Source organism: Rhodanobacter humi, from assembly GCF_041107455.1.
Taxonomy (GTDB): Bacteria; Pseudomonadota; Gammaproteobacteria; order Xanthomonadales; family Rhodanobacteraceae; genus Rhodanobacter_A.
The window spans coordinates 2,239,043-2,260,679 of sequence record NZ_JBGBPY010000001.1 but is presented as its reverse complement, the minus strand read 5'-3'; the positions used below and the strand labels follow the sequence as shown (position 1 = coordinate 2,260,679).

The 21,637-nt window shown below is 68.3% G+C and carries 20 protein-coding genes; 11 read left to right on the top strand and 9 right to left on the bottom strand.

Going from position 1 to position 21,637, the window contains the following annotated elements; translation table 11 throughout:
- The first annotated feature begins 53 nt into the window (after positions 1–53).
- From AB7878_RS09945 to AB7878_RS09915, 7 genes are all read left to right on the top strand, one after another.
- Positions 54–386, top strand: a complete 333-nt coding sequence (locus AB7878_RS09945) for a carboxymuconolactone decarboxylase family protein (protein ID WP_369494212.1) — start codon at positions 54–56, stop codon at positions 384–386.
- 112 nt (positions 387–498) lie between these two features.
- Positions 499–1,515 (top strand): aldo/keto reductase, encoded by a 1,017-nt coding sequence (locus AB7878_RS09940; protein WP_369494211.1) that lies wholly within the window; start codon positions 499–501, stop codon positions 1,513–1,515.
- Between the two features lie 20 nt (positions 1,516–1,535).
- Positions 1,536–2,429, top strand: coding sequence for an aldo/keto reductase (locus AB7878_RS09935; protein WP_369494210.1), 894 nt, complete (start codon positions 1,536–1,538; stop codon positions 2,427–2,429).
- 39 nt (positions 2,430–2,468) lie between these two features.
- Entirely contained in the window at positions 2,469–3,461 is a 993-nt protein-coding gene (locus AB7878_RS09930; protein WP_369494209.1) for an aldo/keto reductase, read from the top strand.
- A gap of 77 nt (positions 3,462–3,538) precedes the next feature.
- Positions 3,539–4,348 (top strand): SDR family oxidoreductase, encoded by an 810-nt coding sequence (locus AB7878_RS09925; RefSeq protein WP_369494208.1) that lies wholly within the window; start codon positions 3,539–3,541, stop codon positions 4,346–4,348.
- A gap of 23 nt (positions 4,349–4,371) precedes the next feature.
- Positions 4,372–5,394 carry a zinc-dependent alcohol dehydrogenase family protein gene (locus AB7878_RS09920; protein ID WP_369494207.1) on the top strand — a complete coding sequence of 341 codons (1,023 nt, stop codon included), beginning with the start codon at positions 4,372–4,374 and terminating at the stop codon, positions 5,392–5,394.
- Between the two features lie 30 nt (positions 5,395–5,424).
- Positions 5,425–6,249, top strand: coding sequence for an SDR family oxidoreductase (locus AB7878_RS09915; protein WP_369494206.1), 825 nt, complete (start codon positions 5,425–5,427; stop codon positions 6,247–6,249).
- 139 nt (positions 6,250–6,388) lie between these two features.
- Here the strand turns inward: AB7878_RS09915 and AB7878_RS09910 are convergent, their stop codons facing one another.
- The 6 genes from AB7878_RS09910 to AB7878_RS09885 form a co-directional block, all read right to left on the bottom strand.
- Positions 6,389–7,138, bottom strand: coding sequence for a LytR/AlgR family response regulator transcription factor (locus AB7878_RS09910; protein WP_369494205.1), 750 nt, complete (start codon positions 7,136–7,138; stop codon positions 6,389–6,391).
- Positions 7,135–8,229, bottom strand: coding sequence for a sensor histidine kinase (locus AB7878_RS09905; protein WP_369494204.1), 1,095 nt, complete (start codon positions 8,227–8,229; stop codon positions 7,135–7,137). Before AB7878_RS09905 ends, AB7878_RS09910 begins: the two co-directional genes overlap by 4 nt.
- Before the next feature lie 54 nt (positions 8,230–8,283).
- The gene (locus tag AB7878_RS09900; protein WP_369494203.1) at positions 8,284–8,781 is read right to left on the bottom strand and encodes a nuclear transport factor 2 family protein; all 498 of its coding nucleotides are present in this window, start codon (positions 8,779–8,781) and stop codon (positions 8,284–8,286) included.
- Between the two features lie 202 nt (positions 8,782–8,983).
- The gene (locus AB7878_RS09895) at positions 8,984–9,829 is read right to left on the bottom strand and encodes a transporter family protein (protein ID WP_369494202.1); all 846 of its coding nucleotides are present in this window, start codon (positions 9,827–9,829) and stop codon (positions 8,984–8,986) included.
- A 75-nt stretch (positions 9,830–9,904) separates the two neighbouring features.
- Positions 9,905–10,669, bottom strand: a complete 765-nt coding sequence (locus AB7878_RS09890) for a hypothetical protein (protein ID WP_369494201.1) — start codon at positions 10,667–10,669, stop codon at positions 9,905–9,907.
- A 264-nt stretch (positions 10,670–10,933) separates the two neighbouring features.
- A complete protein-coding gene (locus tag AB7878_RS09885; protein ID WP_369494200.1) occupies positions 10,934–11,494 on the bottom strand; it encodes a DNA-3-methyladenine glycosylase I in 561 nt (186 codons plus the stop codon).
- A 157-nt stretch (positions 11,495–11,651) separates the two neighbouring features.
- Here AB7878_RS09885 and AB7878_RS09880 point away from each other — a divergent pair, with 157 nt between their 5' ends.
- Both AB7878_RS09880 and AB7878_RS09875 read left to right on the top strand, forming a co-directional pair.
- Positions 11,652–12,503 (top strand): DMT family transporter, encoded by an 852-nt coding sequence (locus tag AB7878_RS09880; RefSeq protein ID WP_369494199.1) that lies wholly within the window; start codon positions 11,652–11,654, stop codon positions 12,501–12,503.
- Positions 12,504–12,710: 207 nt separating this feature from the next.
- Positions 12,711–13,826, top strand: coding sequence for a sterol desaturase family protein (locus AB7878_RS09875; RefSeq protein WP_369494198.1), 1,116 nt, complete (start codon positions 12,711–12,713; stop codon positions 13,824–13,826).
- Between the two features lie 67 nt (positions 13,827–13,893).
- On the opposite strand, the gene AB7878_RS09870 is transcribed toward AB7878_RS09875, so the two are convergent.
- Both AB7878_RS09870 and AB7878_RS09865 read right to left on the bottom strand, forming a co-directional pair.
- Positions 13,894–14,841, bottom strand: coding sequence for a pyridoxal-phosphate dependent enzyme (locus tag AB7878_RS09870; RefSeq protein WP_369494197.1), 948 nt, complete (start codon positions 14,839–14,841; stop codon positions 13,894–13,896).
- Positions 14,838–15,836 (bottom strand): aldose 1-epimerase, encoded by a 999-nt coding sequence (locus AB7878_RS09865; RefSeq protein WP_369494196.1) that lies wholly within the window; start codon positions 15,834–15,836, stop codon positions 14,838–14,840. Before AB7878_RS09865 ends, AB7878_RS09870 begins: the two co-directional genes overlap by 4 nt.
- A gap of 77 nt (positions 15,837–15,913) precedes the next feature.
- Here AB7878_RS09865 and pepN point away from each other — a divergent pair, with 77 nt between their 5' ends.
- Positions 15,914–18,559 (top strand): aminopeptidase N, encoded by a 2,646-nt coding sequence (gene pepN, locus AB7878_RS09860; protein WP_369494195.1) that lies wholly within the window; start codon positions 15,914–15,916, stop codon positions 18,557–18,559.
- 151 nt (positions 18,560–18,710) lie between these two features.
- Here pepN and AB7878_RS09855 read toward each other — a convergent pair whose 3' ends face one another.
- The gene (locus tag AB7878_RS09855; RefSeq protein ID WP_369494194.1) at positions 18,711–18,896 is read right to left on the bottom strand and encodes a hypothetical protein; all 186 of its coding nucleotides are present in this window, start codon (positions 18,894–18,896) and stop codon (positions 18,711–18,713) included.
- 619 nt (positions 18,897–19,515) lie between these two features.
- On the opposite strand from AB7878_RS09855, the gene mnmG reads away from it, so the two are divergent.
- Positions 19,516–21,390: a tRNA uridine-5-carboxymethylaminomethyl(34) synthesis enzyme MnmG gene (gene mnmG / locus AB7878_RS09850; protein WP_369494193.1), complete on the top strand. Its 1,875-nt coding sequence runs from the start codon at positions 19,516–19,518 to the stop codon at positions 21,388–21,390.
- The last annotated feature ends 247 nt before the right edge of the window (positions 21,391–21,637 follow it).

Here is a 21,637-nt window from a genome sequence, read left to right as displayed (position 1 = left end):
GGCCGCGGCGATAGATTGACGGTTCACCCCACCCCACGCTTGCCGGACGCGCCATGCCCCACGAAACCCACACCGCCCGCAAGGCCTTCGGCGACATCGCGCCGGCACTGGCCGGGTACACCGACACGGTGCTGTTCGGCGAAGTCTGGGAACGCCCCGGCCTGTCGCCGCGCGACCGCAGCCTGGCCACGGTCGCCAGCCTGGTGTCGCTGTACCGCGGCAACGAACTGCCGTTCCACTTGAAGAAGGCGCTGGAGAACGGCGTCAGGCGGGACGAACTGATCGAGCTGATCACCCATCTGGCCTTCTATTCGGGCTGGCCGACAGCCAGCACGGCGCTGGCGATCGCCAGGCGCGTGTTCGAGGAAGCAGGAGTCGAATCATGAGCACCATCCGACGCAACGGCCCGCAAGCCTCGGCATGCGGCCTGGCGGAATGCTTCACCCGCAAGCTGCGCAACGACACGCCATCCCGGTCATGACATCAGAGGACACGAAAATGCAGACACGCAAACTGGGCAGCAGCGGACTCGAAGTCTCCGCCATCGGCTTCGGCTGCATGGGCATCAACTTCAGCTATGGCACGTCGCTGTCGAAGCAGGACGGCATCGAGCTGATCCGCGCGGCGGTGGATCGCGGCGTGAGCTTCTTCGACACGGCGGAGGTGTACGGCCCCTTCACCAACGAGGAAATCGTGGGCGAGGCGCTGGCGCCGGTGCGCGACCAGGTGGTGATCGCCACCAAGTTCGGCTTCGACATCGACTTCGCAACGCGTGAGAACCGCGGCGTGAGCAGCCGGCCGGAACGCATCCGCCAGGCCGTCGAGGGCTCGCTCAGGCGCCTGCGCATCGAAACGATCGACCTGCTGTACCAGCATCGCGTCGACCCTGCCGTGCCGATCGAGGACGTCGCCGGCACGGTCAAGGAACTGATCGCCGAAGGCAAGGTGAAACACTTCGGCATGTCCGAGCCCGGTGTCGCGACGCTGCGCCGTGCCCACGCGGTGCTGCCGGTCACGACGCTGCAGAACGAATACAGCCTGTGGACGCGCGGACCGGAAACCAACGGCATCCTCGCTGCCTGCGACGAGCTCGGTATCGGCCTGGTGCCCTACAGCCCGCTCGGCAAGGGCTTCCTCACCGGCGCGATGAACAAGGACACCACGTTCGGTGCAGGCGATTTCCGCAACTCGGTGCCGCGCTTCGCGCCGGAAGCGCTGGAGAAGAACCAGGCGCTGGTGGACTTGTTGCGCCGGGTGGGCGAAGCCCATGGCGCCACGCCCGCACAGATCGCGCTGGCCTGGCTGCTGGCGCAGCGACCCTACATCGTGCCGATTCCGGGCACCACCAAGTTGCACCGGCTGGAGGAAAACCTCGGCGCGGCCGCCGTCGAACTCCCGGATGCCGACCTGCGCGAGATCGAAACCGCAGCTGCGCAAATCCACATCGCGGGCGAGCGCTACGCGGCGCCGCAACTGGCGATGGTCGGGCGTGACGCGGCGCCGGCAAGCCGCTGATCCAAGACGGAAGAAACACCATGAATGAGCCCATCGTCCCGCATTTCACCCTCGACAACGACGTGGAGATCCCGGCCATCGGGCTGGGCGTGTTCCAGACGCCGCCGGCGGAAACCACTGCCGCCGTGCTCGCGGCGCTCGAGACCGGCTACCGGCACATCGACACCGCGGCGGCCTACGGCAACGAGCGCGAGGTCGGTGAGGCCATCCGCCGCTCCGGCATCGCCCGTGCCGAGGTCATCATCGAGACCAAGCTGTGGGTCACCGACTACGGCTACGACGCGGCGCTGCACGCCTTCGACAAGTCGGCCGGCAAGCTCGGTGTCGACGTCATCGACCTGCTGCTCCTGCACCAGCCGCGGGTCGAGGACTTTGCGCTCACGGTCGCGGCCTACCAGGCGCTGGAGCAACTGCTCGCCGATGGCCGGGTGCGCGCGATCGGCGTCAGCAACTTCACGCCCGCGATCCTGGCGCGCTTCCTGCCCGAGGTCGCGGTCGTCCCGGCCGTGAACCAGATCGAGCTCCACCCCTACTTCACCCAGGTCGCCAACGCGGGGGCCAATACCGCCGCCGGCATCCTCACCCAGGCGTGGTCGCCCATGGGCGGAATCACCCACTACTACGGCGCGGAGGCGACCAGCACGTTCACCGACCAAACCCTCGTGAGCATCGGTCAGCGGCATGGCAAGACGCCGGCCCAGGTCATGCTGCGCTGGCACATCCAGCAGGGCCGCCAGGTCATCCCCAAGTCGACGCGCAAGGCGCGGATCGCCGAGAACTTCGACATCTTCGATTTCTCGCTCACCGACGACGAGCTCGTGTCCATCGATGCGCTCGACAAGGGAGTGCGCGGCGGTCCCGATCCCGAGCAGCCCCAGCCTACTTTCCTGGCGCGCTCAATTCCCGAGGCATGAGGGCCGGAGCACTCACACATCACTTAGGCAGAGAACAACATGAAATACATCAAACTCGGAAACACGGGCGTCGACGTTTCGAAGATCGGTCTCGGGATGATGAGTTTCGGCAAGCCCGGCAGTGAAAACGGCCTGTTCCCCTGGGCCCGGGACTTCGAGGATGCCAAGCCGATTTTCAAGAAGGCGATCGAGCTGGGCATCAACTACTTCGACACGGCCAACGTGTACCAACTGGGTACCAGTGAGGAGGTGACTGGCAAACTCATCAAGGAATTCAAGCTCGACCGCGACGACATCGTCGTCGCCTCCAAGGTGCGCATGGAGATGCGCCCCGGCAAGCCGAACGGCGGCGGCCTGTCGCGCAAGGCCATCCTCAGCGAAATCGACAAGAGCCTGAAGCGGCTGGGTCTCGACTACGTTGACCTCTACACCATCCATCGGCTGGACCCGCTGACCCCCATGGAAGAAATCATGGAGGCGCTGCACGATGTCGTGAAAAGCGGCAAGGCTCGGTACATCGGCGCCTCGACCATGTATGCGTGGGAGTTCGAGCGGTTGCAGAACATCGCCGAGACGAACGGCTGGACCAAGTTTGTCGCCATGCAGAACCACTACAACCTCATCTACCGCGAAGAAGAGCGCGAGATGATTCCGCTGTGCCGGAATCGCAAGGTTGCGCTGACGCCGTGGAGCCCGCTGGCCGGTGGCCGTCTGGCACATCCATGGGGAACGGTGACGCCGCGCGTGAAGATCGACCAGGTCTCCAAGTGGGTCTGGGATGGCACCAACGACCTGGACAAGGTGGTCATCGACAACATGCAGTCCCTGGCCAAGGCACGTGGCATTTCGATGGCCCAGATGTCCCTGGCGTGGATGCTCAGCAAGCCCTACATCACCGCGCCAATTGTCGGGACGACGGCGATCAAACACGTGGAAGAGGCCGTCGCAGCGCTGGACATCAAGCTTTCCGATGAAGAGATCCAGGCGCTCGAAAAACCCTACGTCACGCACCCCGTGCTGGGCATGATGTGAGGACGCACGACGACTCGTCCCGCACAGTCATTGTCCTATGGCTGTGCGGGAACCAATGATTCTAGGAGGAACAAGCCATGACTCGGGGAAGGCTGACCGTGCTATGCGTCGGCGCGACCGGCAGCGTCGGTCGTCACGTCGTCGAAGAAGCGCTGCGTCGCGGCCATGCGGTACGCGCGTTGGTGCGCAGCCGTGGCAAGGCAGCCGGCTTGCCTGCGCAGGCGGAGATCGTGGTCGGCGAACTGACGCAGCCGGACATGCTGGCGCAAGCGGTCGCCGGCGTGGACGCCATCGTCTTCACGCACGGCTCCAACGGCGGCAAGGCCGACACGCGCGCCATCGACTATGGCGGCGTGCGCAACGTCCTGTTCGCGCTCAGCGGGCGCAAGCTGCGCATCGCGCTGATGACCGCCATCGGCGTCACCGACCGCGCCGGTTCCTACAACCGCAGGACCGAGGCGCACGACTGGAAGCGCCGTTCCGAACGACTGCTGCGCGCCAGCGGAAACGTCTACACCATCGTACGGCCGGGCTGGTTCGACTACAACGATGCCGACCAGCACCGGTTGGTGCTGCTCCAAGGCGACACACGGCATGCCGGCACGCCCGCCGACGGTGTGATCGCCCGCCGCCAGATCGCCGAGGTGCTGGTGGCCAGCCTCACGCTGGAGGAGGCCAGCAACAAGACCTTCGAGCTGGTCGCCGAGGCTGGTCCCGAACAGCAGAACCTGGCGCCGCTCTTCGCCGCAGTGAAGGCTGATGACGCCGGCGCACCCGATGGCGTCGGCGATGCCGCGAACATGCCGCTGGACCAGGAGCCGCAGGAAATCCGCGACGACCTGCGGCAACTTGAGAACCGCCAGGCGCCAACATCCGACACCCACTGATCAAGCGACACAGGAGACAACCCATGTACGCAACCGTCATGCACGGCCCGGGCGATGTCCGCTACGAGCAGGTTTCCGATCCGCGGATCGAAAAGCCGACCGACGCCATCATCAAACTGTCCGCCACCTGCATCTGCGGTTCCGACTTGTGGCCATACCGCGGCCTGTCGGAGCGCAACGGCCCGGCCCACATGGGCCACGAATATTGCGGCGTGGTGGTCGAGGTCGGTTCCGAAGTGAAGACGGTGAAGCCCGGCCAGTTCGTCGTCGGCTCCTTCTGCCTGTCCGACAACACCTGCCCGCACTGCGCGTTCGGCTTCCACTCCTCCTGCCAGCAGGGCGAGTTCATGACAGGCGCGCAGGCGCCCTACGCGCGCGTGCCTCTGGCCGATGGCACGCTGGTCGCGACCGTGGAGATGCCGGACGCGGACGTGATCCCGCACATGCTGGCGGTGTCCGACGTGCTCGGCACCGGCTGGTACGCGGCCGATGCCGCGCAGGTGCGCAAGGGCGGCACCGTCGTGGTGGTGGGCGACGGCGCGGTCGGGCTGATGGGCGTGCTTGCCGCCAGCCAGATGGGGGCCGAACGCATCATCGCGATGAGCCGCCACGCCACGCGCCAGCAACTGGCGCGCGAGTTCGGCGCCACCGACATCGTCGCCGAACGCGGCGCCGATGGCATCGCCCGCATCATGGACCTGACCGACGGCGTCGGCGCGGAATCGGTGCTCGAATGCGTCGGCATGGGCGAGTCGATGGACCAGGCCATGGGCGTCTGCCGCCCCGGCGGCACCATCGGTTACGTCGGCGTTCCGCATGGCGTCAGCTTCGACGGCCAGAAGCTGTTCTTCTCGCAGCGCCGCATGCTGGGCGGCCCGGCGCCGGTGCGCCGTTTCCTGCCCGACCTGATGGATCGCGTGCTCAAGGGCGCGATCCGGCCGGGCAAGGTCTTCGATCTGGTCCTGCCGATCGCGCAGGTGGCCGAGGGCTACCGGGCGATGGACGAACGCCGCGCCATCAAGACCCTGCTGCGCGTGGATGAATGATCGACCTGCAACCTACAAAGGAGTGCTTTCATGAAAGACGTAACAGTAGTCATCGGAGCCGGTGGCATTGGCATGGCCATCGCCCGCCGCGTCAGCAGCGGCCGCCATGTCCTTCTGGCCGATCACCGCCGGGAATCCGCCGACGCGGCGGCAAGGCTGCTTGAACTGGCTGGGTTCGAAACCACCACCATGCAGGCCGATGTCTCGGATCGCAGCACGGTCCAGGCCGTGGTCGGCAAGGCTCGGGAACTCGGGCCGATCAAGGCGCTGGTGCAGGCGGCAGGCGTGTCGCCGTCGCAGGCACCCATCGAGGCGATCCTCAAGGTCGATCTTTACGGTACCGCGATGCTGCTCGAAGAATTCGGCAAGGTGATGGCCGAAGGCGGCTCGGGCGTGGTGATCTCCTCGCAATCCGGCTATCGCATGCCCGCGCTGACTGCCGCACAGGATGCACTCCTCGCCACCGCGCCGGCGGAAGACTTGCTGGCACTCGATTTCGTCAGGAACGCCAAGGACACGCTGCACGCCTACCAGATCTCGAAGCGCTGCAACTCTCTCAGGGTGCGCGGCGAGGCGATCCACTGGGCGAAGCGCGGCGCACGGATCAACGCGATCAGCCCCGGCATCATCGTGACGCCACTGGCCCACGACGAGCTGCATGGCGAGCGCGCCGATTTCTATCAGGCGATGTTGAAGAAGATGCCAGCGGGCCGCGCGGGCACTCCCGACGAGATCGCGGCGCTGGCGGCGCTGATCATGGGACCGGAAGGTGGCTTCATCACCGGCAGCGACTTCCTGATCGATGGCGGGGCGACGGCCAACTTCTACTACGGCCCCGACGCGGGAAAATCCTGACGACCCGAACACGGCGGAGGGTAAATTCCATTCCGGACTGCACCGGGACGGCGGCCACCACTGCAGGCAAAAGAAGCGGCACGAATCGGCTTCTTCTCTCGTCATGCCGCCTTGATGGCGCAGGCAGGCGACCCGGTGCTCAAGCCGGGGTGCCGACCGCCAACAGCGCCGCGCGCAGCGCGTCGACGTAGGTGCGGCTGGCACGCAACGGCGTGCCGTCGTGCAGGCGCAGCAGGCTGTCGCGGTTGGACAGCGCCTGCAGCTCGGCCACCCGGTCCAGCCGCACGATGGCCGAGCGGTGGATGCGCGCGAACTGCGCCGGGTCCAGCCGCGCGGCGAGGCGGTGCAGCGGCTCGCGCAGCAGATGCAGGCGGCCGCCCGCGTGCAGGCCGGCGTAATCGCCCTGCGCCTCGACCCAATCGATCTGCGCCGCGTCCACCAGTTGCACGCGCTGGCCCAGGCGCACCTCGAAGCGGCTGGCGTAGACCGGCGCGACGCGCGATGCGGATGCATCGGGGCGGCGCAACGCCAGCGCCTGCCGTGCACGGTCGAGCGCGTCGGCAAAGCGTTCGTCATCGATCGGCTTGAGCAGATAGTCGAGCGCATGCGCGGCGAAAGCGCGCAGCGCGAACTGCGCGTGCGCGGTGAGCAGGATCGCCAGCGGGCGCTCCGTTGGCGGCAGGCGCTCCAGCGCGTCGAGGCCGTTCAGCCCCGGCATCTGCACGTCGATGAACACCAGGTCGGGGCGCTGCGTGCCCATCGCCGCCAGCGCGGATTCGCCGTCGGCGCATTCGCCGATCACCTGCACGTCCGGCTGCGTGGCCAGCCGCGCGCGCACGCCGCCGCGCGCCAGCGGCTCGTCGTCCACCACCAGCACGCGCAAGGTCACGCCGGCGCCGGCACGAATGCCGCAAGGTTGCGGCAAGGCAGCGCGATGTCGATGGCGCAACCGCCGTCGTCGGCCAGCGTGAACTCGAAACGCTGCGCTTCGCCGTACAGCCGCGCCAGCCTCTCGCGCACGTTGCGCAGGCCGATCGCGGCGGGGCGCGCCTCATCGTCCGCCGCATCGGGCACGGCCGGCACGCCGTCGTTGTGCAGCGACAGCCGCAGCATCGCGCCGTCACGTGCGACCGTGAGCGCCACACGGCCGGGTGCGAGACGCAGCGCGATACCGTGGCGTATCGCGTTCTCCAGCAGCGGCTGCAGCAGCAAGGGCGGCACCGCCGCCTGCAGCACCTCGGGGCCGATACGCAGGTCCAGCTGCAGGCGTTCGCCCAGGCGCACCTGCTCGATGTCGAGGTAATGCCCGGCCAGCGCCAGTTCCTCGGCCAGCGTCACCTCGTGCGTCTCGCCGCTGTCCAGCGTGGCGCGCAGCAGGTCGCCCAGCCGGGCCAGCATGCGGTTCGCTTCCGGGTTGCGGCGCTCGGCCACCAGGGTGGAGATCGCGTTGAGCGTGTTGAACAGGAAATGCGGCTGCAGCTGGTAGCGCAGCGCGCGCAGTTCGGCGTCGCGCGCCTGCGCGGCGATCTCGCGCACGCGTTCGCGTTCGGCCTGCAGCGCCGCGTAGTGGTCCACCACGGCATGCACGGCGGCGAACGCGATCAACGCCAGCCAGCAGCTGTCCAGCTGCTGGAACAGGAACTTCCACTCGAAGCGCGGCAGCGCGCCGAGCCGGATCGCCAGCAGCTCGCCCAGCGCGTTGTTGGCCAGCGACATGGCATAGCTCAGCGCAAGCAACGCCGGGATCGCCAGCCACCACGACACGCCGCGCCGCCGCAGCCCGCGCTGCGCGGCCGCCATCGGCACGATCCACACGAGGTAGGTGAGCGCGTACAGCACGCGGAAATCCACCGCGCGGCCACGCCCCAGTTCGGGCAGCGCCATCACCGCCATGCACAGCACCAGCGGCAAGCCCGCCAGCAGCGGCAGCCAGAACGGGACATCGGCGCCGCGGCGGACGGCGGGTACGGCAAGGCTCATGTGCAAGGGGTTTCCGGCAGCGACGGCGGGCAGATCGCCTGCCGCCACTTCACTCTAGCGCAGCTGCGTGGGCTCGCTGGAATACGCCATCGCGCTGATCTTCCAGCCCTTGCCGGTGTTCACCAGCTGCCAGGCTTCGTGGCCGCGGTTGTTGACCTTGCCGTCCGCGAGGAACACGAAGTCGAAATACACCGAGGCGATCGCGCCGTCGGTCGCGATGCGCACGTTGGAGAACTGCTCCTCCATGCGGCCCTTGCCGCCGACCACGAAGTCGATGAAATGCCGGTAGTTGTCGGCATGGAAGCGCGGCATCTGCGGATGCTTCGCGCTGAGCTGGCGATACGCGTCGTCGCCCAGCACCTCGAACCAGGCGCCGCCTTCGGGCATGAACAGGTTTTCCAGCGCGGCCTTGTCCTTGGCGACCAGCGCCGTCTGGAACTTCGCGACTACTTGCTCGATCTGCGCGCGTGCATCCGGTGGCGGCGTGGCGGCCTGGGCCGCGGCGGCGAACACGGCCAGCAACGGCCAGGCGATCAGTGCGGTCTTCTTCATGAGGACTCCGTGGGCGGTGGACGGGAGGGTCCATTGCACACGTCGCCACGGCGGACACGCCAGCGTGCTGCGGCGAACCGTGCCCGCGGCGCGACGAAGCGCCGCCCTGCCGCAGGGCCGCAGGGCCGCAAAAGCAAAACGGCCGGACGAACCGGCCGCCTGCTCCGTTCGTCGGCGCCATGGATGGCGCCACGAGCCTTGCTCAGAACGTGTACTTCAACGTGGCGCCCACGCCGTAGTCCGGGCTGCCGTCGGCGAAGCCGCCCATCACGTAGGCCTGCAGACGCCAGCTGTCGCCCAGCTTGTGGTTCCAGTAGCCGGTCAGCTCGCTCTGCGGCGCGCCGCCGCTGGCGATGCGCTCGCGGTAGTAGTAGTAGGCGCCGAAGCTGTCGTCGTGGCTCAGTTTGTACTGGGCACCCAGCGTGGCGTTGAAACCGTTCTTCAGCTGGATGTACTGCGAGCTGCCGTACTTCATCCAGCCCACGCCGCCGAACGCGGTCCAGTCGCCGATCACCTTGTAGGTATCCAGCGACACGCCGTAGTCGTTCTTGCCGGTGCCCAGGCCCTTGTTTTCATCGGCGGTGCCGAACTTGATCTTGCCGGTGAGGTCGACGCCGAAGCTCTGGTCGTTGCTGGTGAACAGCTGGTAGCCGGCCGAGGCCACCACGTCGCCCAGGCCGGAAGCCGAGCCGTTGGTCGACGTGCCCGGCACCGGCGGCAGCGGCGCGGCACCGGCGTTGCCCTTGCCGTGGCCGCGGCCATGCGGGTTGCCGTTCTTCACCTTGCCCACGCCAGGGATCACGTCGCTGGGGCCGCTGACGTTGATGTAGGGCACGACCAGCTTGAAGGTCCAGTTGCCGGTGTCGTATTCGCCGGTGACCGGCACCGACCAGATGTCGGTGGTCGAGGTGCTGCCGTATTTGCCGCTGCTGTAGTTGGCGCCTGCGGAGAGGCTGAACTGGTCATTGTCCGTGCCGGCGGCGTGGGCTGCCGGCGCGCCGACCAGCAGCAGACCGCCGGCCAGCATCCAATACGATTTGTTGCTCATGTGCTTGAAATCCTGATGGGTAGACATGACGACGGGCCCGGCAGCCGCCGGACCCGTCGGTGGGCAGGTACGTGCTCAGCCGCCCGGGCGGCCGACATGATCCGGGTGGTCCGGATGGTCCGGGTGCTCGGGACGATCCGGGCGCTCCGGACGATCGACCTTGCTCAGGTGCTCGGGGCGGGCGGGACGGTTGTCCGTGTCGTGACCATGGCCGTGCGCCAGTTCGACCCGTGCGACCTTGTCGTGATCGTGGTGGCCGTGCTCGGCAAGCTCGCCGGCATGCTTCGGCGAATGCATGACGTCGCCCAGCTTGAAGCCCATGTCCTTGGCGATCTGGCCCCAGCCCTCGCCAGCGGCGCGCGCCGCGAGCACACCCTTGAGATCGACCGTGCTGCCGTCGGTCATCACCAGCTTGCCGCCGTTGAGCGCGGCCGCCACCTCAGCCGCGGTGGGGTCGGTGATGCCGGCCTTGGCCAGGCTGGCCTCGGCCAGCGACAGCGCGATCTTCACGTTGCCGTAGCCCATCTTGCCGGTGTCCGGCGTGAACGTGGTCGTGGTCGTGGTGCTGGGTCCGCCATTGGTACCGGCGACGGTCTCGGTCAGGGTGACCGCGCTGCCGTTGCGCAGTCCGTTCACCAGCGCCTGCGCGTTGGCGTCGGAGCCGGCGAACGGCGTGAACTCCGTCGTCAACCGGGTCGACTCGTGGCTCGTGGCCGTGGTGCTGACCGTCGTGGTGCTCGTGGTCGTCGTGCCGCTGGTCTGTGCCAGCGCCGGCACGGCGGCCAGCGCCGTCGCGATGCCGGCGGCCAGCAACGCGAACGTGAAGTGACGCGTGTTCATGGATCTCTCCCGGAAGTGATGCCCCCTGTAGGCATGTGCGCTGCGAGCATCCCGCCCCGCCGTTCCGCGGCTTCCTTCGCCGGCGTGGATGGGAGAGCGTAGGAACCCCCGCAGCGCCGCCGCTAGATTTCGCCAAGTTCCGTTCCTGCGCAAGCAGGGAAATGCGACGGATTCAGCGGGCATTCCCGGGAAAGTGTGCGTTGCATTCAGGATGCAGGAACTTGCGTGATGTGGCTCACGCTTCACGCGCCTGCCGTCACGCACTCACACCTGCCCATGCCGGAAGCAGCCGACCAGGTGATCGTTGATCATGCCGGTGGCCTGCATCAGCGAGTAGCAAATGGTGGTGCCGACGAAGCGGAAGCCGCGCTTCTTCAGCTCTTTGCTCATGCGGTCGGACAGCGGCGTGCTCGCGGGCACCTCGCTGCGGTCCTTCCAGCGATTGCGCAGCGGCTTGCCGTCCACGAAGGACCACAGGTAGGCATCCAGGCTGCCGCATTCGGCGATGACTTTTTGCGCGGCGATGGCGTTGTCACGCGCCGCGGTCACCTTGAGGCGGTTGCGGATGATGCCGGGGTCGAGCAGCAGCTTCTCCAGCTCACGATCCTTCATCGCCGCCACGCGGGCGATGTCGAAACCATGGAAGGCCTTGCGGTAGTTGTCGCGCTTGGCCAGCACGGTGCGCCACGACAAGCCCGCCTGCGCGCCCTCGAGGCACAGGAACTCGAACAGTGCGTGGTCGTCGTGCAGCGGCACGCCCCATTCGGCGTCGTGGTAGGCGCACATCGGCGCATCGTCGGCGCTGGCCCAGTGGCAACGGTGCATGCGGAGATCCCGATACGGCGCGGTGCGCGCGAAGGGCGGTAGTGAACCCCCTCCCGGCCTCCCGCCGCAAGCCGATGGGGCAGCGCAGCGACTACACTCGCGGCTTTCCATCTGCTCGCCATCGATGATCGCATCGCCCAACTCCCAACGCGGCGCCATGCTGGCACTGCTCGCCACGATAGTCCTGTGGGCCTACAGCTGGGTGGTGATGAAGCAGGTGCTGGCGTATGCGGGACCGTTCGATTTCGCGGCGCTGCGCTACCTGCTGGGCGCGGCGGTGCTGTTCGCGGCGCTGCTGCTGGCGCGGCAGTCGCTGCAGCCGCCGCCCTTGCTGCCCACCATCCTGATCGGCCTGTGCCAGACGGCGGCGTTCCAGGGGCTGGAACAGTGGGCGCTGGTGAGTGGCGGCGCGGGCCATGTGGCGCTGCTGGCCTACACCATGCCGTTCTGGGCGGTGCTGCTGGCCTGGCTGATCCTGCGCGAACGGCCCACGGGCCGGCACTGGCTGGGCATCGCATTCGCCGCCATCGGCTTGATCTGCATCATCGAACCGTGGCGCGGACTGGGCAACGCGACGAGCACCGTGCTGGCGATCGCGGGCGGCGTGGCCTGGGCCGGCGGCACGGTGCTGAGCAAGCGGCTGTTCCGCCGGCACGCGGTGTCCGCGCTGGGCCTTACTGCGTGGCAGATGCTGGCCGGCGGCGTGGCGCTGGGCATCGTGGCGCTGGCCGTGCCGCAACGCGTGATCGCGTGGAACGGCGCCTTCATCGCGGGGCTCGCCTACAGCGTGCTGATGGCATCCAGCCTCGCCTGGTGGCTGTGGTCGATCGTGCTGCGCCGGCTGCCCACCACGCTGGCCAGCGTGGGCAGCCTGGGCGTACCCATCGTGGGCGTGCTGCTGGCGTGGTTGATCCTTGACGAACGACCGCGCGCGATGGAGTGGCTGGGCATAGCCTTCGTGCTGCTGGGCCTGTGCGCGGTGAGCGGCGTGCGGCTGCGGCGCCGGTAGGGGTGCAGCATGTGCGCGATGGCGAGAAGTGAGTGAAGAGGAGTGAGTAGATAGAGAAAGCATGGGAGGCGGCGCGCCCTGCTCCTCTCTCACTTCTCACTCCTCTTCACTCACTCCTTTCCATCGCAAGTTCGCGCGCTGCGCATTCAGTGCGACGCCAAAATCGTGGCGGTATCATGCGCGCTGCCGTTCCCCGCGAATTTGCCGATGTACTCGCTCCCCCAACTCTGGTCCCACCTCGTCGACTGGCTGAGCAGCCATGCCGTGGCGCCCGCGCTCGACCTGCTGCACCTGGGCAAGCTCTCCGGCGACCCGCGCGACATCGCCGCCTCGCTGCTGATCGCGGCGCTGCAGATCGGCATCATCGGCTTCCTGTTCCGTCCGCTGGAAACGTTCTTCCCCGCGGAAAAGTGGAGCGACCGCAAGCTCACCCTGGTGGACCGCAACTACACGGTGATGATGCTGATGGGCATCTTCCCGCTGTTCACCTACCTGATCCTGATGCCGTTCAGCCACCTGTTCGGGGGCGCCGATCCGGCCACGTCGAGCACCGGCTCGCCGCTCGCGCTGACGGCCCTGGTGCCGTGGTTCAACGGCCATCCCTGGCTGCTGTTCGGCGCGTATTACGTGCTGTACGACTTCACGTACTACTGGATGCACCGCACCCAGCACGCGCTGCCGTGGTGGTGGGCGCTGCACAGCATGCACCACAGCACGCGGCAGATGAGCTGCTGGACCAACGACCGCGGCAACCTGATCGACGGCTTCATCCAGTCGATGATCCTCGCCGTGGTGGGCCTGGTGATGGGCGTGGACCCGGACGAGTTCGCGTGGCTGATGCTGCTGGGCGAGCTGGTGCAGAACCTCTCGCACACCAACACGCGGCTGGGCTTCGGCCGATGGTTCGAGCGCGTGTTCGTCGATCCGAAATTCCACCGCCTGCACCACATGCTGGTGGACCCGGAGCGGCCGAAGCTGCACAACTGCAACTTCGGCCAGGTGCTCTCGATCTGGGACGTGCTGTTCGGCACCGCGCTGTACGGCGAGCCGCCGCGCCCCACCGGCGTGGGCGACCCTGTGGTGGACGCGGACAACAACCACGGCCTGATCGGCCTGCACTGGGCTTCGACGAAGCGCTTCCTGTGCACGGTATTCCGGCCGGAAGGCTGGAAACCGGGAGAGGTGGCGTTCGATCCGGAGACCTTGCGCCCGGTGCCGGTCGCCCAGCTCGACCTGCACGCGCTGGCGCATCACCAGCCGGGCAACACCACGGCTGCGCAAGTCGACGCGACGGTTGCCGCCGAAGAATCCGCCGTGGCGTGAATGCGTATCGCGGCTGAAGCCGCTCCTACGACGGCCACCCTGTGGGAGCGGCTTCAGCCGCGATACGTCACCAAGGCAGCGCGTCGAGATCGACGTTGCCGCCGGTGAGCACCACGCCCACGCGCCTGCCGGCGAAACGCCGCGGCTGCTTGAGTATCGCGGCCAGCACGGTGGCGCTGGACACTTCCACCACCTGCTTCAGTTCGCTCCACAGCAGGCGCATCGCGGCGACGGTTTCCGCGTCGCTCACCGTGACCACCTCCACGCGTTGGGCGTGCAAGGCGTCGAGGTTGGCTTCGCCCACCAATGCGCGCAGGCCGTCGCACAGCGTGTCCGGCACCACGCTCGTCACACGCTCACCCGCCGCCAGCGAACGCGCCGCATCGTCGGCGCCGGCCGGTTCCGCACCGAACAGCATGAGTTCCGGCCTGAGCGCATGCGCGGCGATGGCCGCGCCCGCGGCCAGGCCACCGCCGCCGACCGGCGTGATGAGTGCATCGAGTTGCGGTGCCTGCCGCAGCAGCTCCAGCGCGATCGTGCCCTGCCCCGCCATCACCCGCGCGTCGGCATAGGGGTGCACCAGCACGGCGCCGGTTTGCGCCTGCACTTGGTCGCACATCGCCTCGCGTGCGGCCTGGTTCGGTGCGCAGCGATGCAACGTGCCGCCGGCGCGCGCGATCGCGTCCAGCTTGGCCTGTACCGCGCCCTCGGGCACCACCACGTGCGCGGCGATGCCACGGGTGGCGGCGGCCAGCGCCAGCGCATTGCCGTGGTTGCCGGAGGAATGCGTGACCACGCCATGCGCGGCCTCGTCGTCCGTCAGCGACCACACCGCGTTGCAGGCGCCGCGGAACTTGAATGCGCCGCCGCGCTGCAGGTTCTCGCATTTGAAATGCAGTTCGGCGCCGACCAGCGCATCCAGTGCCGTGCTGCGCAGCACCGGCGTCACCGTGGCGTGTGGCGCGATGCGTGCGGCGGCATCGCGGATGGCGTCGATGTCGGGCAGCGCGCTCATGCCGCAACGATCTCCACGCCGCAGCGATAACGTCGTTCCGTGCCCGGCTCCAGCCGGATCGCGTCCGCGCACTCGGGCCGGTTGAACGCGTTCGCCATGCACTCCATCGGCTCCAGCGCGATCGCGCGGCGCACGTCGCGACTGATCGTGTCGGAGGTGAAGGCGTGCATCAGGCCGTGTTCCTGCCACACCCGCAGGGCGCGGCCGCTGGCCGGGTCGCGCAGGTGCGTGCGGATGCGACCGTCGGCGTCGGGCTCAAGGTCGGTGTAACCCTGGTCGATGATGCGGTCGTCGATCACGCGCGGCTCGCGGAAATCCAGCGCGGGCGCATCGTCCAGCGCCACGTAGGCCGCCTCACCCGGCAACGCGATCAGGTCGGCGCCGGTGCGCACCAGGGTCTCGGCGGGGACCGTGAGTTCCCAGCCGTCCACGGTGGCGTCGGCCAGCCGGAAATACGGATGCCAGCCGAAGAAGCACGGCGCCACGCTGTCGCCCACGTTGCGCATCACCGCTTCCAGCGTGAGGCCGGCGGCGTCCAGCGTGAGCGTCACCGCGAGATCGATCGCATGCGGGTAACCGGGCTGCGGACGGATCGCCGTGGTGGTCAGCGTCACCTGCGCCTGCCGCTCGTCCGCACCGAGCGCGGCGAGCTCGAACGTGGTGCCGCGCACGAAGCCGTGGCGGCTGGCGCGCGCGGCGCCGACTACGCCGGGCTGCAAGTCCTGCACCTCGCCGTCGAATGTGTAGCGCGCATCGGCGATGCGGCCGGCGAACGGCACCATGATCGCGAAGCGCGAGCCGGAGTGCGCGGCGATCTCGGCATCGTCGCGGTAGCCGTCGGCGTAGTCGTGCCACGCGCCGCCCTCGTTCGCCTCGAAATTCAGCAACGCGGCGCCGAGTCGCGCGATGCGCACGCGGCGACCGCCCGCGACATCCTCCAGCTGCACCACGGGCTGCATGCCCAGCATGGCCTCGGCGGCGTGGAAACGCGTCATCGCATGCTCCGGTTGAAGGCGAGGGAAAGACTCCGCATGTTAGCCTGATCCGTCCCCACGCCACGATGTGCCAACGCATGAACGCCCGCCCCGATGCTGCCAGCCTGCCGATCCGCCTCGTCGACTACCGGGCGCCGGCCTGGCGGGTGGAGCACGTGGAGCTGGATTTCGAACTGGGCATCGACGCCACCGAGGTGGCCGCGAAACTGCTGCTGCGCCGCGATCCCGAGCAGGACGAACCGCTGCGCCTGGACGGCGAGAACCTCGAACTGCTGTCCATCGCGCTGGACGGCCGGCCGCTGCCCGCCGACGTGTACCGCCTGATCGACGGCGGCCTCGAGGTGGACGGTGTCCGCGACGGCAGCGTGCTGGAAACGCGCGTGCGCGTGCAGCCCGCCGCGAACACCGCGCTGGAAGGCCTGTACCTCTCCGGTCCGCGCGAAACCGGCTTCCTGCTGACCCAGTGCGAGGCGCAGGGCTTTCGCCACATCACCTTCTTCCCTGATCGCCCCGACGTGCAGTCCGGCTACACCGTGACCTTGCGCGCCGACCGCGCGCGCTTTCCGGTGCTGCTGGTCGGCGGCAATCCCGACGGCGCGGGCGAACTGGAGGGCGGCCGCCACTGGGCGCGCTTCGTCGATCCGCATCCCAGGCCCAGCTACCTGTTCGCCCTGGTCGCCGGCCGGCTGGAGAAGATCGAGCGCGACTACCGCACCGCCGATGGCCGCGACGTGCAGCTGAAGATCTGGGCCGAAGCCGACGCAATCGGGCGCTGCCACTACGCGATGGACGCGCTGGAACGCTCGATGCGCTGGGACGAGCAGGCCTACGGCCGCAACTACGACCTGGCCGTGTTCCACGTCGTCGCCACCCACGACTTCAACATGGGCGCGATGGAGAACAAGGGTCTCAACATCTTCAACGCGAAGTGCCTGCTGGCCGACCCCGACGCCAGCACCGACGACGAGTACCGCCGCGTCGAGGCGGTGATCGCGCACGAGTACTTCCACAACTGGAGCGGCAACCGCGTCACCTGCCGCGACTGGTTCCAGCTGAGCCTCAAGGAAGGCTTCACGGTGTTCCGCGAGCAGAGCTTCTCGGCCGACATGAACTCGGCGCCGCTGAAGCGCATCGAGGACGTCGCGCTGCTGCGCCGTGCGCAGTTCCCGGAGGATGCCGGCCCGCTGGCGCATCCGGTGCGCCCGGCCGAATACCGCGAGATCAACAACTTCTACACCGCCACCGTGTACGAGAAGGGCGCCGAACTGGTACGCATGCTGGCCGGCAGGCTGGGCACGGAAGGCTTCCGCCGCGGCACCGACCTGTACTTCAGCCGCAACGACGGCCGCTCCGCCACCATCGAGGATTTCCTCGCTGCGCTGGGCGAGGCGAACGGTATCGACCTCACGCCTTACCTTGCCTGGTACGGCCAGGCCGGCACGCCGCGGCTCAAGGCGCACGGTGAATACGACGCCGCGCGCCGCGAATACGCGCTCACGCTGTCGCAGCACACCCCGCCCGGCGCGCGGCAGCCGCACAAGCAGCCCGTGCCGATTCCGGTGAAGCTGGCACTGTTCGGTGCCGATGGCCGCATGCTGCCGCTGCATCTGGACGGCCAGACGGCCGCGACCGAGGCGGTGGTGGTGCTGGCGGAGGCCGGGCAGCGCTTCGTGTTCCGCGACGTAGCCGAGCACCCGGTACCCTCGCTGCTGCGCGGCTACTCCGCGCCGGTGATCCTGGAGTGCGATTACGCGCCGGCCGAACTCGCCCTGCTGCTCGCCCACGATCCCGACGGCTTCAACCGCTGGGAAGCCGGCCAGCAGCTCGCCCAGCGCGCCTGCGATGCCTTGCGCGACGGCAGCGGCCCGCAGGCCGTCACGGCCTGGTGCGACGCACTGGCCGCACTGTTCGACGACGCGCAACTCGATGCCGCCCTGCTTGCCGACCTGCTCACGCCACCCGGCGAGATCGAACTGGCCGAGCGCGAAGCGGTGGTCGATCCGGCCCGCATCCACGCGCTGCGCCAGCAGCTGCAGCAACGCCTGGCCACGCGCCTCGGCGCCGACCGGCTGGATACGCGGTACCGCCGGCTCGCCGCGCAGACCACGGCCGCGCTCGATGCCGCCAGCCAGGCCGGCCGCCGCCTGAAACAGCGCGTGCTGCAGCTGCTGGCCCTGCTCGACCCGGCGTTGGCCTGCGACCACGCCGCCGCGCAGTACCGCGACGCACCGAACATGACCGACCGCCTCGGCGCACTCGCCGTGCTGGCGCGCCATGGCGCCACGCGCAGCGCCGAGCCGCTGGCGCACTACCGCGCGCGCTACGCGGACGATCCGCTGGCGCTGGACAAGTGGTTCGCACTGCAGGCGCAACTGCCGGGCGAGGGCGCGCTGGCCCGCGTGCAGGCGCTGGAAGCCGATCCGGCCTTCACCCTGAAGAATCCGAACCGCGCCCGCGCCCTGCTGGGCAGTTACGCCAGCGGCAATCCCACCGGCTTCCACCGCGTGGACGGCGCCGGCTACCGGCTGTACGCCGCGCGCCTGCTGGCGCTGGACGCGCTGAATCCGCAGATCGCCGCCCGCCTCGCCACCGCGTTCAACGGCTGGCAGCGGCTGGAACCGCAGCGCCGCGACTTGGCCCATGCCGCGCTCGCCGGACTGGCCGCGCACGACAAACTCTCGCGCAACCTCGCCGAGATCGTGGGCAACATGCTCAAGGGCTGACCAGGTACCACATCGCTCCCTGGTCGAACGGCGATCCGCACAGGGACCGCGGGCGAATCAGGCGCGCTGGCAGCCGGTTCGCCCAAGCCGAGTCTGGCCACGTGCCGGACCCGGCGACCCGGAAAGGGCGTTGCGCCCCTTCCGGCAGGTCTTACACCGGCAGGCTCTTCAACGCGGTGCGCAGCCGTACCATGCGCGACTCCAGCCGCGGCTGCAGCATCGCGCGCTCGTTCTCGGCACGCTCCTGCAGGGTCTCCATCGCCATCTCGATCCGGCCGATCTCGATCAGCAGGTCGTGATGCGGAAAGAACTTCTCGAAATCGATGTTCATGCCCATGGCGTCGTCTCCCAGTGTCCTGTTTGCCTGGGGAGATGCATTGGTCGTGCCAAAGTGTGATTTGCATCACATCGTCCACCTGGGCCGCCTTCCGGGACTGACGCCGGGCGTCAGCAAGTGCCACCTGCCGGCAAAAAGTCCCGTTTCAGTCACCGCATGTTCACGTGGGTGCGACGAATATCGACCCACGGTCTGGCGGCAAAGACGGCCAAGCCCTCCAAGTTTCACGGTTTCTGGCGCCCGGCAATACGGTCATCCTGGATTCCCCCTGTTCCTGAGACCGCCGGGCGCCAGATCTGAACAACGAAACCCCCGCACTGCGGGGGTTTCGTGCTTTCGGCGGAGGCAATCCTTGCGATCATCCACGATCGCGGAAATCCAACGGGCGGAAATCCATCCATGGCCGCACTGCGCAAAAAACGACGGCGCCCCGAGGGGCGCCGTCCTGCTTCCTTTCACGGCACGCGATCAGGCCCCTGTCCTCCCGATCCCGGCGTGCGTTCCCGCACCGCCGCTGCCCATGAAAGTGCGAGAGAGGTGAAGCAGGTTGCATGCCAAACACTCCACCCCGGCTCGCGCAGTACCATAACGCCTTCGGGTTTTTGACCAGTCCGCGACCATGCTCCACCCCACCCGTTACGACGTGATTGTCATAGGCGGCGGCCACGCCGGCACCGAGGCCGCGCTGGCGGCCGCGCGCACCGGCGCGCGCACCCTGCTGCTCACCCACAGCATCGAGACGGTGGGCGCGATGAGCTGCAACCCGGCCATCGGCGGTATCGGCAAGGGCCACCTGGTGAAGGAGATCGACGCGCTGGGCGGCGCGATGGCGCATGCCGCCGATCTCGCCGGCATCCAGTGGCGCACGCTCAACGCCTCCAAGGGGCCTGCCGTGCGCGCCACCCGCTGCCAGGCCGACCGCGCGCTGTACCGTGCCGCGATTCGTCACATGGTGGAAAGCCAGCCGAACCTGGACCTGTTCCAGCAGGCGGTGGACGACCTGATCCTGGAAGGCGGTCGTGCAGCGGGCGTGATGACGCAAATGGGCGTTTCCTTCCGCGCAAGGTCCATCGTGCTCACGGCGGGCACTTTCCTCGCCGGCAAGATCCATATCGGGCCCGCCCAGTACGCCGGCGGCCGCGCGGGCGATCCGCCGGCCAGCGCACTGGCTGCGCGGCTGCGCGAGTTGCCGCTGGCGGCCGACCGGCTGAAGACCGGCACGCCGCCGCGCATCGATCGCCGCAGCATCAACTTCACGGGCCTGGAGGAACAGCACGGCGACGACCCGGCGCCGGTGTTCTCCTACCTCGGCTCGCGCGACCAGCATCCGCGCCAGGTCAGCTGCTGGATCACCCACACCACCGAACGCACGCACGAACTGATCCGTGGCGCACTGGACCGCTCGCCGCTGTATACCGGCCAGATCGAGGGCGTGGGCCCGCGCTACTGCCCGTCGATCGAGGACAAGGTGGTGCGCTTTGCCGAGAAGGCCTCGCACCAGATCTTCATCGAGCCGGAAGGCCTGGACACGTTCGAGATCTACCCGAACGGCATCTCCACCTCGCTGCCGTTCGACGTGCAGCTGGCGCTGGTGCGGTCGATCAAGGGCTTCGAACACGCGCACATCACCCGTCCCGGCTACGCCATCGAGTACGACTACTTCGACCCGCGCGGCCTGCAGCCGTGGCTGGAAACCAGGGCGATTCCCGGCCTGTACTTCGCCGGCCAGATCAACGGCACCACCGGCTACGAGGAGGCCGGCGCGCAGGGACTGATCGCGGGGCTCAATGCGGCGCTGGCCACGCAGGGCAAGGCGCCGTGGTACCCGCGTCGCGACGAGGCCTACCTCGGCGTGCTGATCGACGACCTCACCAGCAATGGCACCATCGAGCCCTACCGCATGTTCACTTCGCGCGCCGAATACCGGCTGCACCTGCGCGAGGACAACGCCGACCTGCGCCTCACCGAGCAGGGTTTTGAACTCGGTGTAGTGCCGCAAGCCCGCTTCGATGCGCTGCGCGAAAAGCGCGAGGCGGTGGAACGCGAGACGCAGCGCCTCGGCGCGCTGTGGGCCGCACCGACCAATGCACTGGGTGCCGCGATCGAACGCCAGCTCGGCATCACACTGAGCCGCGAGACGAACGCGCTGGACCTGCTGCGCCGCCCGGAACTGGATTACGCGAAGCTTGCCGCGGTGCCCGAACTCGGCCCGGTGGTGGAACGCGAGGACGTGGCCGCCCAGGTCGAGGTACAGGCCAAGTACGCCGGTTACCTGGAGCGCCAGCGCGAGGAGATCGCGCGCCAGCGCCGCCACGAGCAGACCGCGATTCCCGCCGGCTTCGAGTACGACCAGGTACGCGGCCTCTCCGCCGAGGTGCTGCTCAAGCTCAAGCGCAGCCAGCCCGCCACGCTGGGCCAGGCCGCACGCATCAGCGGCGTCACCCCCGCCGCGATCTCGCTGCTGCTGGTGCACCTGAAGCGCCACGCCGCCTGAGCGACCCGTTCCTCCGGCAGCGTTCCAGACACGCCATCGGCTTCGCCCCGAAGCCTGCGCGAGGATCCACGCGAGAGCCTGCACGACAAGCCGATGTCGTCACGCGTGCCAGGTCACCCTCCGCGCATAACCCTGCCGCACCGCCCCGTGCACGATGGGCAACACGTCACAACCCAAGGGCCGACCCCATGACGGTGCCGGCCCTTGTTCCGTTGCCACGCAGGGAAGCGAACCTACCCACATCCAG